The 15,028-nt window shown below is 70.4% G+C and carries 16 protein-coding genes; 2 read left to right on the top strand and 14 right to left on the bottom strand.

What is annotated here, in order from left to right:
• Positions 1–595 precede the first annotated feature (595 nt).
• Entirely contained in the window at positions 596–1,210 is a 615-nt protein-coding gene (locus LY13_RS19590) for a class I SAM-dependent methyltransferase (protein WP_253830056.1), read from the bottom strand.
• Positions 1,211–1,334: 124 nt separating this feature from the next.
• On the opposite strand from LY13_RS19590, the gene LY13_RS19585 reads away from it, so the two are divergent.
• Positions 1,335–1,922 carry a helix-turn-helix domain-containing protein gene (locus tag LY13_RS19585; RefSeq protein WP_372493861.1) on the top strand — a complete coding sequence of 196 codons (588 nt, stop codon included), beginning with the start codon at positions 1,335–1,337 and terminating at the stop codon, positions 1,920–1,922.
• A 192-nt stretch (positions 1,923–2,114) separates the two neighbouring features.
• Here LY13_RS19585 and LY13_RS19580 read toward each other — a convergent pair whose 3' ends face one another.
• Both LY13_RS19580 and LY13_RS19575 read right to left on the bottom strand, forming a co-directional pair.
• The gene (locus LY13_RS19580; protein ID WP_253830054.1) at positions 2,115–2,606 is read right to left on the bottom strand and encodes an SRPBCC domain-containing protein; all 492 of its coding nucleotides are present in this window, start codon (positions 2,604–2,606) and stop codon (positions 2,115–2,117) included.
• Positions 2,599–2,958 carry an ArsR/SmtB family transcription factor gene (locus LY13_RS19575; protein WP_253830062.1) on the bottom strand — a complete coding sequence of 120 codons (360 nt, stop codon included), beginning with the start codon at positions 2,956–2,958 and terminating at the stop codon, positions 2,599–2,601. Before LY13_RS19575 ends, LY13_RS19580 begins: the two co-directional genes overlap by 8 nt.
• A gap of 158 nt (positions 2,959–3,116) precedes the next feature.
• Here LY13_RS19575 and LY13_RS19570 point away from each other — a divergent pair, with 158 nt between their 5' ends.
• Entirely contained in the window at positions 3,117–3,842 is a 726-nt protein-coding gene (locus LY13_RS19570) for a dienelactone hydrolase family protein (RefSeq protein ID WP_253830053.1), read from the top strand.
• A gap of 17 nt (positions 3,843–3,859) precedes the next feature.
• Here the strand turns inward: LY13_RS19570 and dnaB are convergent, their stop codons facing one another.
• The 11 genes from dnaB to LY13_RS19515 all read right to left on the bottom strand — a co-directional run bounded on the left by dnaB (position 3,860) and on the right by LY13_RS19515 (position 14,998).
• On the bottom strand, positions 3,860–6,451 hold the full coding sequence (dnaB, locus tag LY13_RS19565) for a replicative DNA helicase (protein ID WP_504965338.1): 2,592 nt from the start codon (positions 6,449–6,451) through the stop codon (positions 3,860–3,862).
• A gap of 565 nt (positions 6,452–7,016) precedes the next feature.
• Positions 7,017–7,802 (bottom strand): ESX secretion-associated protein EspG, encoded by a 786-nt coding sequence (locus LY13_RS19560; protein ID WP_253830051.1) that lies wholly within the window; start codon positions 7,800–7,802, stop codon positions 7,017–7,019.
• A 176-nt stretch (positions 7,803–7,978) separates the two neighbouring features.
• Positions 7,979–9,538: a PPE domain-containing protein gene (locus LY13_RS19555; RefSeq protein WP_253830063.1), complete on the bottom strand. Its 1,560-nt coding sequence runs from the start codon at positions 9,536–9,538 to the stop codon at positions 7,979–7,981.
• Positions 9,539–9,599: 61 nt separating this feature from the next.
• Entirely contained in the window at positions 9,600–10,241 is a 642-nt protein-coding gene (locus LY13_RS19550) for a DUF3558 domain-containing protein (protein ID WP_253830050.1), read from the bottom strand.
• Positions 10,238–10,639, bottom strand: coding sequence for a hypothetical protein (locus LY13_RS19545; RefSeq protein WP_253830049.1), 402 nt, complete (start codon positions 10,637–10,639; stop codon positions 10,238–10,240). Before LY13_RS19545 ends, LY13_RS19550 begins: the two co-directional genes overlap by 4 nt.
• Before the next feature lie 322 nt (positions 10,640–10,961).
• Entirely contained in the window at positions 10,962–11,420 is a 459-nt protein-coding gene (rplI, locus tag LY13_RS19540; protein ID WP_253830048.1) for a 50S ribosomal protein L9, read from the bottom strand.
• Positions 11,421–11,434: 14 nt separating this feature from the next.
• Positions 11,435–11,683: a 30S ribosomal protein S18 gene (gene rpsR, locus LY13_RS19535; protein ID WP_183647620.1), complete on the bottom strand. Its 249-nt coding sequence runs from the start codon at positions 11,681–11,683 to the stop codon at positions 11,435–11,437.
• Between the two features lie 59 nt (positions 11,684–11,742).
• A complete protein-coding gene (locus tag LY13_RS19530; protein WP_253830047.1) occupies positions 11,743–12,252 on the bottom strand; it encodes a single-stranded DNA-binding protein in 510 nt (169 codons plus the stop codon).
• Positions 12,253–12,262: 10 nt separating this feature from the next.
• Positions 12,263–12,595 carry a 30S ribosomal protein S6 gene (rpsF, locus tag LY13_RS19525; RefSeq protein ID WP_253830046.1) on the bottom strand — a complete coding sequence of 111 codons (333 nt, stop codon included), beginning with the start codon at positions 12,593–12,595 and terminating at the stop codon, positions 12,263–12,265.
• A 160-nt stretch (positions 12,596–12,755) separates the two neighbouring features.
• A complete protein-coding gene (locus LY13_RS19520) occupies positions 12,756–13,709 on the bottom strand; it encodes a hypothetical protein (protein ID WP_253830045.1) in 954 nt (317 codons plus the stop codon).
• Between the two features lie 182 nt (positions 13,710–13,891).
• The gene (locus LY13_RS19515; RefSeq protein WP_253830044.1) at positions 13,892–14,998 is read right to left on the bottom strand and encodes a hypothetical protein; all 1,107 of its coding nucleotides are present in this window, start codon (positions 14,996–14,998) and stop codon (positions 13,892–13,894) included.
• Between the last annotated feature and the right edge of the window lie 30 nt (positions 14,999–15,028).

Genomic DNA, 15,028 nt, shown 5'->3' with positions numbered 1-15,028 from the left:
CGGGCACCGGCGAGCCCCTGGACTTGGGACGGACGCGGCGGCGACCCAGCGCGACGATCCGCGAGCTTGTGCGGGTGCGCGACCGGGAATGCGTCATGCCCTGGTGCCACCGTCCCGCTCGGCATTGCGACCACGACCACGAACAAGCCTGGACCACCGACGGCGGTGGCGGCGCCACGTCGGTGGCCAACGGTGGTCCACGCTGCCGACGCCACCACCGACTCAAACACGATCCTCGTTGGAGTGCCCGCTACGACCCGGTCCACGGCGTCACCCGAGTGAGAACCCCACACGGGGCGACCTACACCGCACACCGCGAACCCGTCCTCACACGGACACGCACCACCCCGGCCCGCGACACCCGAGCACGTCACGCACCCTCGGTGCGACGCCCCGGGACGTGACGCCCAGACGCGCCGCCACCCCGCCGGAGCCCCACCGCCGCGAGCCGCCACCGATCCGAAATCGAACCGGTAGAGCGGCCACAGCCGTTCGTCCGTGTACGCAGCTCGCTCGTGGTTCCTGCAGGGGTCGAGGTAGCGGCGGGTGCCGCCGGAATGTCGGCCGTCCCGTCACGGTGTGGTGCCCGCCTCGGTCACGGCCTGCGGTGGGCGTGGAGGACGACGTCGTGGGTGTGGTGGGTCCCTTCGGGCGGTGCCGTCGTGCGGGCGCGGGTCTCGTGGCACTCGACCGTCCAGTCGTCGTCGAGCAGGTCGGCGACGTGTTCCGGCTGGTAGTAGGCGTACACGTCGTGGCTCTCGTCGACGCCGCTCGGATCGTGGCCGACGAACAGCAGCGTGCCGCCGGGAGCCACGGCGTCGAGCAGGCCGCGGACGGCCGCCGGTCCCGCGTCGAGGCGCATCGGTAAGTAGTGGACGGACACGAGGTCGAACGCGCCCGCCGGTGGCGGCATCGTCGTGGGGTCGCCGTGGACCCAACTGACCCGCCCGTCGACACCGTGCGTATGCGCGGCCTCGGCGGCGCGTTCGAGTGCCACGCGTGAGATGTCGATCGCCGTGACGTGCCACCCGTGCCGGGCGAGCCACACGGCGTCACCGCCCTCGCCGCAGCCGACGTCGAGCGCCTGGCCGGGCGGCAGGTCCGCGGTGTCGGTGACGAGTACGCCGTTGGGGTTCCCACTGAAGAGCCGATCCTGCTCGCGGTAGCGCTCGTCCCAGAATTCGGCGCCGCCGGTGTGCTGCTGAGTCATACCACCACGGTGCTCCCGGTCGCGGAGATCCGGCAAACTTTCTTGCCGAAACAGCAAGACGTGTGCCGACGACCGCACGGATACCGACCGCGCGACATTGACAAAGTGCGTTGCCGGAACTGCAATGCCGAGGGTGGACGACTTCGACACCGTGTTGACGGCTGTGGGCCCCCGGCTGCGGAAGCTGCGCGCGGAGGCCGAGCTGACCCTGACCGCGCTGTCCGAGGCAACAGGCATCTCGGTGAGCACGCTCTCGCGCCTCGAATCGGGCCAGCGAAAACCGGGTCTCGACCTCCTGTTGCCGCTGGCGAGGGCCTACCGGGTGCCGTTGGACGACCTGGTCGGCGCGCCGGAGGTCGCCGACCCCCGGGTGTACCCCCGTCCGATCCAGCACGACGGGTTGACCGTGTTGCCCCTGACGCGCAGGCCCGGAGGGCTGCAGGCGTTCAAGCACATCCTGCCGGGCAGGCCGAACGACCGCGCGCCGGAGCCACGTTCGCACGAGGGCTACCACTGGTTGTACGTCCTGAACGGACGGTTGCGGGTCATCCTCGGTGATCAGGACCTGGTACTCGCCGCGGGCGAGGTCGCCGAGTTCGACACACATCTTCCCCACTGGTTCGGCAACGCCGACGACAATCCCGCCGAGTTCCTCAGCATCCTCGGCCCGCAGGGCGAACGGTTCCACGTCCGCGCCAGCTATCGACCGTGACCGCACCTCGACGCGGTGATCCGCGGAACCGCGCCCGTGTGATCCGCGCCTGTGTGATCAGCGGATGCGCGAGACATGGATTCGTGAGACGCGGATTCGTGAGACGCGGGTGCGCGAGACGTGGGTGCGCGAGACGTGGATGCGGCGACAGCCCGCCGGGCCGCCGCCGCACCCACGTCCGTTGTGGACGCCTCAGCTGCCCGCGGTCGTCATGGTGCGGCCGGTCTCGAGCAGGGTCTTGAGGCTGGACAGGACCCACGGCCAGCCACCGCCGCCCTCTTCGACCTTTCCGTTGCCCGCGACGTCCTTCGCCGTCTCCGGGGCGTCGGTGACGTCGTGTGTGAGGGTCACGCGGGTCAGGCCGGACGGTCCCTGGGTGAGCTCGTAGGTGAGGCGCTGCGGCGGCTCGTCGGTGTGCCAGGCGGCCTGCCAGTCGAGAACGAGTCTGTTGGGCGGCTCGACCTCGACGACCGTTCCGATCAGGGCGTCGTCGCCCATGCCCATGTCCTTCATGGCGGGTGTCGTGTGGTGGATCATCCTCCCGCCAGGCTTGGCCTCGAACGTGATGTCGCCGCCGTAGCCGAACCTGTTCGTGTACTCGGAACTGGTGAGTGCCTGCCACACCTTCTCGGCCGGTGCGTCGATGTAGATGGAGTGGATCTGGGTGGTGCGGGTGTCAGCCATCGTCGTGCCCTTCACGTTCGGCCGGCGTCTCGGTTTCGGCCAGCGCCTTGAGATCGGTGAGCGCACGGATGTGCGGCTCGGTGTATTTGTCGATCCACCGGTCGTGGATCAGCCGGATGGGGACCGCGTTCAGGTGGTGCAGCCGTTCACGGCCGGACTTGCGGACCGTGACGAGATCGGCCTCGACGAGAAGTCGCAGATGTTTGGACACCCCGTACCTGGACATCTCGGTGTGCTGGTTGACGACCTCTTCCAGTTCCCCGAGCGAGCGGCCGTCGCGCTCGAAGAGTGTGTCCAGGAGCAGGCGGCGTGTCCGGTCCGCCAGCGCCTTGAAGACGAGGTCGTCCTCCATGCGTCCAAAATATGTGACCAAAAGGTCACATGTCAACCGCAAGGGCGGAAGGCTGACCGAGAACTCGTCGGGCACGGGAGTGTCGCGGTGGCAGGGCCGCATTCCGCCGGCGGTGAACACAGGCCCGGCGGCCGCCGAAGAGGCCTAGGTTCGTTGTCATGTCGACTGTCACCACGCGCACGGTCACGTACCCGGCCGACGGCCTGACGATGCTCGGGCACCTCGCGGCTCCTGCCGGTGACGACAGCAGGCCCGCCGTGCTGATCGGTCCCGAGGGGCCGGGGCTGAACGACTTCCAGCGACGCCGGGCCGATGCCCTCGCCGAGTTGGGATACGTGGCACTGGCCTTCGATCTGCACGGCGGGCACTGGTTCACCGACCCGCAGGAGATGCTGGCGCGGGTGACCCCGCTGCTCGCCGATCCCGAACGCCTGCGCGACATCGGCCACGCGGCCCTCGACGTGCTGCGCGACGAGCCGCGCACCGACCCCGAGCGGATCGCCGCCGTCGGCTACGGCACCGGCGGCGCGATCGCGCTGGAACTCGGCCGCGCAGGCGTCGACCTGTGTGCGATCGGCACGGTCAACGGCCTGGTCACGGGCAGGCCGGGTGAGGCGCGGAACATCCGCTGCCCGGTGTGGGCGGGGGTCGGGTCCGAAGACCCGATCATGCCGCCCGAGCAGCGGGACGCGTTCACCGCCGAGATGCAGGATGCGGGCGTCGACTGGCGCCTCGTGGTCTACGGCGGAGCGCTGCACGCCTTCCACCATCCGCCGGTCGACCAGATCGTCCTTCCCGGTGTCGGGCACCACCCGCAGCACGCCGAGCGGGCGTGGCGCGACGTCATCGACCTGCTGGCCGAATGCCTGCCCGTGGCAGGCTGACCCGGTCGTGACCGCGCCTACTCCTGGGCGAGGTCGGCGAAGCGGCTGTAGTGCAGCTGGTGCGCGACGGCGACCGTGTTCGTCGGACCGGCACGGTGCTTGGCGAGGATCAGGTCCGCCTCGCCTGCGCGCGGGTCGTCGCGTTCGAACGCGTCGGGCCGGTGGATCAGCATGACGATGTCGGCGTCCTGCTCCAGTGAACCGGATTCACGCAGGTCCGACAGCATCGGACGCTTGTCGGTCCGCTGCTCCGGACCACGGTTCAGCTGGCTGATCGCGACCACGGGTACCTCGATTTCCTTCGCCAGCAGCTTCAACTGCCGGGAGAACTCCGAGACCTCCTGCTGTCGTGATTCGACGCGCTTACCGGACGTCATCAGCTGCATGTAGTCGACGACGACGAGTTGCAGGTCGTTGCGCTGCTTGAGCCGGCGGGCCTTGGCGCGGATCTCCATCATCGTCAGGTTCGGCGAGTCGTCGACGAACAGCGGAGCCTCGCTGATCTCGCTCATGCGTCGCGCCAGCCGTGTCCAGTCGTCGTCGGACATGCGGCCACCGCGCATGTCCGCCAGCCGGATGCGCGCCTCCGCGGACAGCATGCGCATGACGATCTCGGTACGGCTCATCTCCAGTGAGAAGATCGCGCTGGTCATCCCGTGTTTGATCGAGCACGACCTGGCGAAATCGAGTCCCAGGGTCGAGTTGTGCGTCGGGATCATCGACCGGCCCGCGAGGTACAGGTGGTCGTCGGCGCTGACCTCGACACACCGCACCGGCACGCTGTCGATCGGCCGCACGTCCACGATGTAGCGCGGCGTGGGCCGCGGACGACGGCCGGTCATCCGCTCCTTGTGCAGCAGGTGCTTGCGTTGCAACCAGAAGACGCGGTCGTGGGTGGTGAAGCTCAGCGTGTACGCCGTCGACGACGCCTCCGTGCGACCCCGCACCCGCTTCGTCGTCCACGAGCACCGGTAACCGAGGCTGACGATCAGTTCGTAGACGTCGGCGGCCAGCTGGTGGTCGGTCACCGAGAACTGCACGCCGCCCGACCCGATGACCGTGCCGTCGGTGTCGAGCAGCCCGGCCAGCAGCGCGCGCCGCTGGTACACCGAACCGCGCAGATACTCGGCCGGCACGTGCTTGTTGCCGAGCACCCCGAGTGACCGCAGCACTGCTTGGACGGTGCCATGGTGGTTCCGGCACTCCTGGCACTGCCGAAAACCCGACGAGGGACGGCCGCAGTCGGGGCACGTCGACGCCGGAACCGGCCCCGACACGAACCGTGCCTTGCCACCGCACGAGCGGCCGCAGGTCCGGACTTCGCTGGTGCGCGGGACGAACGGCTCGCCGCACACCGTGCACGACCGGTACTCGACCGGATCCGGGGTCGGGAAGCGGAGGGAGTAGGCGTAGGTGCCGCGCCGGGGGCAGTACAGGTCGGCCTCGGCCTCGAGGTAGGTGATGATCTCCGGGTCGGCGGTGGTGAAGCGTGCACCGTCGGAGTGGCCGTCGCCGAGCCAGGCGCCCAGCGCGTACGGGTGCAGCGGCAGGTCGCGTTCGGGCAGCTCCAACGGGTCGGCCAGCCGCACGGAGTGGTTCACGCGCTCGTCGGCGGTGTCGCAGTGGACGGTGTTGGCGAGTTCGGCGGTGGTCCGGACCTCGGCGGGGCCACGTACCCGGCGGCTCGCGCGGGTGTCGGTCAACCACTGGTGCTCGGCGTCGGCGACGATCGTCGAGCCGTCGGAGAACTCGACCTCGTAGCAGGGCCGTCCGTGCATGACATCGGTCGCGCCGACGACGGTGGTGGGCGTGCCGTCGGAGCCGATCAGCCGGTCGCCCGGCTGCACCTGCCCCATCGTGGTCCAGCCGCCGGGCGTCGGCAGCGGCGTGTCCAGCGCGAGCGCCTTGCCGACGCCCGGCCGGGCGGCGACGATGATCATCTGGCCGGGATGCAGGCCGTTGGTCAGCTCGTCCAGGTCGGTGAAGCCGGTGGGGATGCCCTGGGCGTCGCCACCGCGGGAGGCGATGGCGTCGATCTCGTCCATCGTCGGCTGGAGCAGCTCCTCCAACGCGACGTAGTCCTCGCTGGTGCGGCGCTCGGTGACCTCGTAGATCGCGGCCTGTGCGCGGTCGACGACCTCGTTGATGTCGTTGCCGTCGCCGCCGCTGTTGTCGGCGCCGTAGCCGTACTGGACGATCCGCGTGCCCGCCTCGACGAGCCTGCGCAGTACGGCCTTCTCCGCGACGATCTGTGCGTAGTACCCGGCGTTCGCCGCCGTGGGCACCGTCGCGATGAGGGTGTGCAGGTACGGCGCCCCGCCGACCCGGCTCAGCTCGCTGCGGCGCTCCAGCTCCGCCGACACCGTGATCGGGTCGGCCGGTTCGCCGCGGCCGTAGAGGTCGAGGATGCAGTCGTACACCGCCTGGTGCGCGGGCCGGTAGAAGTCGCCGGGCCGCAGCACCTCGACGACGTCGGCGATCGCATCCTTCGACAGCAGCATGCCGCCGAGCACGGACTGCTCGGCGGCGACGTCCTGTGGCGGCTGACGGTCGAACGTGCCGTGCTCGCCGCCGCTCGTCGTGGGACCGCGGTCGTCGGTGATCGCCACCGGTTCGCGCACCTCCTTCGTCGTGGTTCGAGCGGCCGCCCTCGGGGCCGTGGACGTCATCGAACGGAAGTTCGAACTATAGCGCAGTCCGGTCGCACTGTCGTGCTGTCGCAGGCGGTGTCGGGGCGGTCTCTCGTGCGCGCCGACGGGCGCGCGAATTGCACGCTAGATCGCTCGGACGGCGCATTGCAATCGGGCCTGGGGACCGGGGCGGGCGCCGCTGTGCATTGCCTGTGGATGGATGGCCCGAACCAATCACAAGCGATTGCCGCCCTGTGTACAAGATGGGGAAGATGTCGCCCGGACGAGGGAAATCCCCTGGTCAAACCCTGTGGGCAGGTTGTGGATAAGTTTGTGGTCACACTCTCGGCGTGTCGCCGGGAAACGCGGCCTCGGCGTGTCGCGCCCGAGCGGTCGCCCGTCCGACTGTGGATACCGCGGATGCCGATGCGATCACGGCCGGTGCGGTCCCCGGGCTGTCCAGCGGCCGATCGGGCGGGCATCCGTCGTCACGAACCATCACGCAATGTCGATCTCGGTGTCCGCAACGCGGACGCGTCCGCCGTCAGCCGACCAGGGTGTTCTGCGCCTCCCGCAACCGGGATCGCAGCAGGTCCGCCGGTGCCGGCGCGGCCACGAGCATCGGCTCGCCCGCGCCGGGCGTCTCCTCGACCAGCCACCGGCCCTCGACGGTGTCCAGGTAGGTGACCGGCTTGTCCGCGCGTTGCCGTTGTCCAGACCTGCCACGCGCCGCGACGTACAGCTGTCCACCGCCCGTGCGCTCCAGCCCCATGATGCGTTTGAACTCGGCGAGGTCCTGCTGGGCCGCGTCCGGCACCTCGGAGCGCAGCACCGACATGTCCTCGTTCGACGCGCCGACTCTGCCCTCGACCTTGGCCTTCGGCACCGACAGCGCATGCGCGTTCGCGGGGCCGTGCTGCGGCACCTGCAGCATGAACGCGTCCAACAACTCCCGCGCGGGAACGCTCGCCAGCGCGACCACGCCCGCGGCCTCGTTGTTGACCAGCGTGAACGCTTCGCCGCGACCGCTGCCCGCGAACACGGACAAGTCGACGGGTGCGCCGTCGTACACGCTGTTGAACCAGCCGTAGTACTCCAGCTCGGGATGGGCGATGGCCTCGACGGTCGCCAGCAGATCCGGATGCACCCCGCTGTCCCCCGCCAGGCCCACCTGCGCGAGTTCGGCGTGGATCTCGGCGTCCAGCTGCTGCAGCACCTCGCGGCTGTACCACGTGGCGCCCTTTTCCAGGGTCGGATGCGGCTCGGTGCCGGTTCGCTGCAACAGGCGGACGAGGGTGCGGGTACGGAGGATCTCCTGGTGCTCGAGCACGGTCCTGCCTCTTCGGTGAGTAACGGCCCTGGGGTCCGCGGGGTGAGCCGACCGCGGAATCGGGCCAGGATTCGAGTGGTAACAGGTGGGCCTGCGGTCGGGCCGCTGCCGGAAAACCACGTGGCAGCGGCCCGACCGGATGAAGCGTCGTCGGGTGTCCGGCCCGTCCGGGCGTGCTATTCGCCGATGACGGGCGGAGCGGTCTTCTGATCGGTCCCGAACAGCTTGTTGCCGTCCTCGTCGATCATGAACTTCCGCTCGTGCTCCTCGTCGTCCTCGCCCTGCTGACCGCGACCGCCCGCACCCATCGGCATCATGCCGCCGCGGCCTCCGGCCGCACCTGCGGCGCCCGCGGCACCCGCGGCGCCGCCCATGGCGCCACCGCCCATGCCCATCGCGCCGCGCGCTGCCGCACCGCCTGCGCCCGCGGCTCCACCCGCACCGGCACCTCCGGCACCGGCCGCACCACCGGCGCCTGCGCTGTAGCCCGCACCGGATCCGTAACCACCGCCCGCGCCGGGACCGAAGCCGACACCGCCGCCGCCCGGGCCGAACGAGCTACCGCTGCCTCCGGGGCCGCCGCCGGGGCCGAAGCCGGATCCCGGTGCGGGCGGCGTGTTGCCGATCGGGGTGGTGCCGATCGGCGTGCCCGGGTCGAAGCCCGACGTGTCGGTGCCGTCGTCCGGCGGGTTGCCGGGTCCCGGCATCCACGGGTAGTCGGGCCCGGGAGCCTCCGGGTAGCCGGGGCCGGGCATGTGTGGATAGTCCGGGCCGGGCAGGTGCGGGTAGTCGGGATCCGGAACGCCGGGCCCCGGGTAGACCGGAGGCTCGCCCGGACCGGGAGTGCCCGGTGGGTAGTCCGGACCCGGGTTGACCGGCGGGTTGCCGGGACCGGGCATCCCAGGACCGGGGGTCCCGGGACCCGGAGTGCCGGGACCGGGCGTGTCAGGACCAGGCGTGTCAGGACCGGGAGTCCCGGGACCGGGCGTGCCGGGTGGATAGCCGGGGCCGGGCTGGATCGGGCCGGGCTGGTACGGACCGCTGCCGCCGCCGTTGTCGTAACCGCCGCCGTTGTGGACGAAGTCCTTCGCGAGGCTGCTCTCGGTGACGCCCGACTCGGCCAGTGACACGTCGCCGAACGCGCCCTGCATCTCGCTGAACTGCGGCATCATGGACGCGTTCTGCGTGCTCTGGCCGTTGTACGCCTCGAACGCGGCGACGTTGAGCTTCGCGTTCTCGTTGTACTCCTGGATCTTGCGGTCCGTGTCGGTCTCCCACGGGGCGATGTCGTTCAGGAAGTTGCTCTCCGGCGGATTCGCCGGCAGCGGCTGCACCGTCGCGCGGACCTTCTCGAACGCGCTCGATTGGTTCTCCAGGACCGCCCCGCTCTTGCCGAGGTTGACGTTGGAGTCCTCCATCCAGACCTTCAGCGGCTCGGCGCCCATCCGCGCGCTTGACGCACCCTCGCCGGTCCAGGCGGCGTCCATCTTCTGGTCGAGCTCCTGGATCTGCGCCACTCGCTGCTGGTACCGGCCTTGCAGCACCGTCGTCGCCACTCGCCCCTCGTGCAGCGACGCCGGGCCGGGACCACCCGTGATGGCCTGGTAGATCTGGTGCGCGTCGATGCAGCCGGACGAGCTGACCTGCTGTTGGCCGTCCTGACTGTTCGCCACCGAGTCGGCGACGTATCTGCCTGCGGCACCCGCCGCGATCGGAACGAGAACTGGCAGCACCATCTCAGGCTCCTCTAGTCGATGTGGTTCTGACGTGGGGTCCCTGCGCGCGGTTCCATGCGCGTCACGCTTCCCCACGAAGGTTGTGGATCATGTCGGCGGCGAGCACCTTGTTGACCTCGCACCCCTGGGGGTAGTCGTCACTGCCCTCGTAGACATGGGTCATCAGCGAGACCACGTACTGGTCGGTGAGGCCGACCTGCAGGTCGCAGAAGCCCTCGTCGCGGTCGTCCTGGTGAGTCTGCGTGATCACCGCCGGGTGGCCTTCGACCTCGGTCGGTTCGAACACCGCCAGTGCGTCGGCGCGGGCGTAGACGTCGTCCAGACCGTTCGTGAAGTCCTGCACCTGGACGAACCGGACCTGACTGCCGGAACCGTCGGCATAGCGGTAAATGCAGGTCGGCGAACCGTCGGACATCGGCTCGGACTCGCCCTGTTCGAGGTTGCGCTCCCGCGTCTGCGCGCTCGACAGCGCCGCGCACGGGTCCTGCCGGAGGGGAGCGACGTCGACCGGGTCGCTCACCCGCGGCGCCTGTCCCCCGGTGTCCCCGGCAGGCGACGACGGGGGCGCCGTGGCCGCCGACGTTCCGGGCGTCGTCGGGTCCCCACCACCAGTTGCCTCACCCGCGGTCTCGGAACCGCAGCTCGCCAGCACGAGGCCTGCGACCGTAGCGCCGAGTACCGCACCGGCGGGGCGACGTCTCATCCAAGGACCCCGTTGCCCGCCTTGCCGGCGTCGTCGGCGGCCTGCGCCTCGGCCTCCTCGGTGACGCCCTTGGCCTTCCGCAGCGCGTTGATGTACTGCGTGGTGTGCTCGAGCATGCTCGCGGTCTGTTGCAGGAGTGCCTTCCCCGCGGGGTTGGCCGAACCGACGAATGTGCTGCTCGCGGGCTCGTTGCCCGGTGCCTGCACACCGGCGATCTTGTTCGCCTCGGTGAGATCTGCTTCCAGGTCGGCGCGCAGCTGCTCCCACTGCGCCAGCACCGCATCGATCTCTTCGGGGCTGAAGGAGTAGCCGCCGCCGGCCGCCGAGCTCGCCGCCTCCTTGGCGAACGCGCCGTGGCTCGCCGAGTTCTTGGCCATCTGCACCATCGGTGCAGGCATCCGCGACATGCCACCGCCGGCCATTTGCGCTTCCACGCCCTGCCCCTTCCTCTCGTCCCCCAGGCGGTTTCGACACCGCCTGCCCGCAAGCTTCACGCCCTCGCGAAAGGGCGTCAACCGTGTCGAAAGTAGGACGATCCTGGCGGCGGAAAGGTTTCCTTCGTCTCCGGAGATCTTTCCGAGACCGCGGGAAAGGCCCGCAAGCAGGGCATCCGCGAGCGTGGTTCACGCAGTGTTCACCCCCGCGGAGGGTGGGTGGACCAACGACGAGTGGCGGGCCCTCCGTATCGGAGGACCCGCCACTCGTGGGTGTGAGCCGTGCTTACTTGGTGGGCTGCACGTCCAGCTTCACGTCCGCCTTCACGTCGGGGTGGAGGCGGGCCGTGACGGCGTGCTTGCCGACGGTCTTGATGTGGCCGTCGACGTGGATGACCCGCTTGTCGAGCAGCGGGCCGCCCGCGGCCTTGATCGCACCGACGATGTCGGCCGGGGTGACCGAACCGAACAGCTTCTTCGAGCCCTCGGACGCCTTGGCCGCGACCGCGATGTGGCCCAGACCCTCGAGCTGCGTCTTCAGCTCCTTGGCGTGGTCCAGGTCGCGGATCCGGCGGGCCTCCTGGGCACGGCGGATGGTGCGGACGTTCTTCTCCGCGCCCTTCGAGGACGGGATCGCGTAGCCGCGCGGCAGCAGGTAGTTGCGCGCGTAGCCGTCCTTGACCTCGACGATGTCGCCGGGACCGCCCAGATGATCGACGTCGGTCGTCAGGATGATCTTCGCCATGACTGACTCCCTTCTCAGCGCGCGGTCGACGTGTAGGGCAGCAGCGCCATCTCGCGCGAGTTCTTCACCGCGATGGCGACGTCGCGCTGGTGCTGGCTGCAGTTACCGGTGACTCGACGGGCACGGATCTTGCCGCGGTCGGAGATGTACTTCCGCAGCAGGTTGGTGTCCTTGTAGTCGATGGCCTCGGGCTGACCCTGCTTGATGGCCTTGCAGAAGACGCAGACCTTCTTCTTCGGCTTACGAACCGGTGGCTTGGCCACTGTGTACTCCTGGGGAACTTAGTGCGTGGTTGCTGATGTCGGGACTGGCGAGCGCGGCCTCAGAAGGGAGGCTCGTCGGAGAAGCCGCCACCGCCGCCGGCGGGAGGCGCGCTGCCCCACGGGTCGTCGGCGGGCGCACCGGAGCCGGCGGCTGCGGGCGCCGCGGCGCCTCCGCCACCGAAGCCGCCGCCACCGCCACCGCCGCGGCTGACCTTGTTGACCTTGGCCGTCGCGTACCGCAGGGACGGGCCGATCTCGTCGACCTCGAGCTCCACGACGGTGCGCTTCTCGCCTTCCTTGGTCTCGAACGACCGCTGCTTGAGCCGGCCCTGCACGATGACCCGGGCGCCTCGCGTGAGCGTCTCGGCGACGTTCTCCGCGGCCTGGCGCCAGATGTTGCAGCGCAGGAACAGCGCCTCGCCGTCCTTCCACTCACCGCTCTGCCGGTCGAACTGGCGCGGGGTGGAGGCGACGGTGAAGTTCGCAACGGCGGCGCCGGACGGCGTGAACCGGAGTTCCGGGTCCGCGGTCAGGTTGCCGACCACCGTGATGATGGTGTCTCCGGCCATGGCTATCGCCTCAGGCCTTCGCGGCGATCTTCGCGGCGCGCTTGGCTCCGCGCACTTCCTGGCGGCGGACCACCTTGGTGCGCAGCACGGTCTCCTGCAGCGACAGCTGCCGGTCGAGCTCCTTGACGTCGTCCGGCTCGGAGATCAGCTCAAGCACGGCATAGATGCCCTCGGCGTTCTTGTTGATCTCGTAGGAGAGCCTGCGACGACCCCAGATGTCGACGTTCTCCACGCTGCCACCCGCGTTGCGGATGACCTTGAGGTAGTTCTCCAGGGTGGGCGCGACCGTCCGCTCGTCGAGCGACGGGTCGAGGATGACCATTACCTCGTAATGGCGTGACACAACCACTCACCTCCTATGGGCTCGGGCGGCCACGGACGATCCGTGGCAGGAGGGCAATGTCGAACGGCCAGTCTAGCCGGGAGGGCCGACAGAACCGGTTCCGGGTCCGGTCACCGCAGCGGAACGCCCACGTGGCATTCGTGGCGAGCAGGGTGGGGCGTCAGGTGGCCCTGCGGAGGACCCAGGTGCGAACGAGGCCCGCTGTGACACCGGCGAGGGCGACGACGGCGAGCAGCATCGGCAGCTGCACCTGGTTCGGCGCCCCGTCATCGGCCGCGAGCGCGTCGGCGTTGCCCGCGTTGCGCACGTCGCCCGCACCGGACTTGCCGCCTTCGCCGATGCCGCCGTCGCTCAGCACGCCGTACTCGGGTGAGTCGGGTGCACCGGGGACGCCGTCCTGCGGCGAGTACCGCATGTCCGGGGGCACCGCGTTGCCCTGCGTCGGCACGGATGCCTCGGGGATGTTGCTGTAGTCACGCGGAGCCGCGTACGCGTCGCCGCTGCCCTGCGGACCGTCCGGGGTCGCGGGCACGCCGCGCTGCTGCCCACCGGGCTGCGACGGCTGCTGCTGATGCCCATCGGAGCCGCCCTGCTGCGGGGTCGAACCCCGGTTCGGGGACTGCTGCGGCTGCGAGCTCGTGGGCTTCGAGCGGTCGGTCGACGTCACCGACAGGCCGCAGACCCCCGCGACCTTGCGGTGGATCGACGCGAGGACGTCGTCCCGCTTGTGCGGCCAGCCGAGCGCCGGGTTGCCCTCGAGCTTCTCGACGACCGCCGCGGCGACGTCCGCACCGCCGATGACCCCGGTGGGCTCGTTCGGCACGGTGCCGACGTCGAGCTTGTGCTTACCGATCTCGTCGGCGAGGTTCTTCGGATAGGTGAACTGCAGGAAGCGGTCGGCCTCACGTGCGCCCTGCTCGACGGGACCCTTGAGGGACACACCGTCGACAAGCACCGTCGCGCCGGACGGGGCCGAGGCCGTCGACGTGCACGAGTCGACGACCGTCTGGGTGGCGGCGCCGGCGGCAGGCGCGGACAGCGCGGTCAGGCCTGCGGCGACCGCCGTGGCGGCGGCCGTACCCAGCGCACGGGTCAGAACGGTCTTGGTACGCACTTCGAACGGTATCCCTTTCCGAACGGCATTGCCCGGCCTGGACCTGAAGCCATCGGCGTCGGTACGGCGAGGCGTTATCAAGGTAAACGACCGTGTGGGCGGAGGGATACGGGCCGGTAGCCACTCGTCGCCGCGGAAGCGACGTGGTGTGGGCCACGGCCGGGCGGCGGGTCTCGCCCGCGTCAGGAGGTGTTCGCGCGCTGGAGGACCCAGGTACGTACCAGACCCGCGCTGACGCCCGCCAGCGCGAGCACGGCCAGCAGCAACGGCACCGAGGGACCGTGCCCGTCCTCGGGCGCGGCCGACGGCAACGACGACGCGTCGCCGGCCGTGCGCAGGTCGGCGTTGCCGTGCGCGGGGCCGGTCGCCTGCCCGTCGGCGTCCGGGTTTCGTGCGGTTCCGTCGGTGCCGTTCGTCGGGTGGTCCGGGCCGTCGGAGCTGCCGAGTACGCCGAACTCCGGGTTGTAACCGGGGATCTGGCCGCCGTAGCGCAGGCCCGGTGCGGCGTCGAACATCGCACCGCGGGCGACGGGGATTCCCGCGTACCGCAGTTCGGGCGACATGGCCGCGGGCGCGGCCAGCGCCGAGGCACCGCCGTAGCCGTTGCCGTTGCCACCGGAACGGGACGCCGGCTCGCCCTGCGCCACGACCGGGCTGTTCGGTTCGCGCATCCCCCGGCCGTCGTCGGTACCGGAGCCGTCGCTGCCGGAGCCGTTGCCCCCGCCTGCTCCGTCGCCGGAACCCGCCCCGGGGTCGCCACCGGAATCCGAGCCGCCGCCGGGTGCGGGTTCGGACGGTTCGTCGGAGTCCTCACCGGGACCGGGGACGACGACCTCGCGCCCACCGAGCGTGTCGGTGGCCTTCTTCGCGCTGCGGGTCACGCGGTCGACGGTGTCACCCACGGCGTCGGCCGCCGGGTCGCCGGCGCCGGGAAGAGGCCGCACCGCGGTGTCGACCACGTTGACCGTCACCTTGCAGACACCGCTGAGCAGCGAACCGATCGTGTCCGTGACGACGCCCAGGTCGAGCGGCACGCCGAGCGCGGTGATGCCCTGGATCCGGTCGCCGGGTTCGGCCGTGACGGTGCCGCCGCACCGGACCTGCTTGGTCTCGGCCACCGCCGTCGCCGGGGCGGCGAGCCCCGCCGTCGCCGCGAGCACCAGCCCCGCGGTGGCGACCGCGGCCGGTTTCGCGACCGTCGAGGTCAGCGTCCGCTTGGTCGGCTCGGCTGCGCGGTCGGTCCCGTCCTCGTGGGCGCGGCTGTCGGCCTCGGTGCCGGATGTGCGCATCGGGGGCCTCCCAGATCGGTTCACTGGGAA

The organism is Prauserella aidingensis (assembly GCF_024171865.1).
Taxonomy (GTDB): domain Bacteria; phylum Actinomycetota; class Actinomycetes; order Mycobacteriales; family Pseudonocardiaceae; genus Prauserella; species Prauserella aidingensis.
Note: the sequence above shows the minus strand (reverse complement) of the source record. Positions and strands in the feature narration are given on the sequence as shown.

Coding starts and splice junctions, on each gene's coding strand:
- LY13_RS19590 (WP_253830056.1), bottom strand. CDS start 1,210: ATGACTCAGCAGCACACCGGCGGCGCCGAATTCTGGGACGAGCGCTAC.
- LY13_RS19585 (WP_372493861.1), top strand. CDS start 1,335: ATGCCGAGGGTGGACGACTTCGACACCGTGTTGACGGCTGTGGGCCCC.
- LY13_RS19580 (WP_253830054.1), bottom strand. CDS start 2,606: ATGGCTGACACCCGCACCACCCAGATCCACTCCATCTACATCGACGCA.
- LY13_RS19575 (WP_253830062.1), bottom strand. CDS start 2,958: ATGGAGGACGACCTCGTCTTCAAGGCGCTGGCGGACCGGACACGCCGC.
- LY13_RS19570 (WP_253830053.1), top strand. CDS start 3,117: ATGTCGACTGTCACCACGCGCACGGTCACGTACCCGGCCGACGGCCTG.
- LY13_RS19555 (WP_253830063.1), bottom strand. CDS start 9,538: ATGGTGCTGCCAGTTCTCGTTCCGATCGCGGCGGGTGCCGCAGGCAGA.
- LY13_RS19550 (WP_253830050.1), bottom strand. CDS start 10,241: ATGAGACGTCGCCCCGCCGGTGCGGTACTCGGCGCTACGGTCGCAGGC.
- LY13_RS19545 (WP_253830049.1), bottom strand. CDS start 10,639: ATGCCTGCACCGATGGTGCAGATGGCCAAGAACTCGGCGAGCCACGGC.
- rplI (WP_253830048.1), bottom strand. CDS start 11,420: ATGGCGAAGATCATCCTGACGACCGACGTCGATCATCTGGGCGGTCCC.
- LY13_RS19530 (WP_253830047.1), bottom strand. CDS start 12,252: ATGGCCGGAGACACCATCATCACGGTGGTCGGCAACCTGACCGCGGAC.
- LY13_RS19515 (WP_253830044.1), bottom strand. CDS start 14,998: ATGCGCACATCCGGCACCGAGGCCGACAGCCGCGCCCACGAGGACGGG.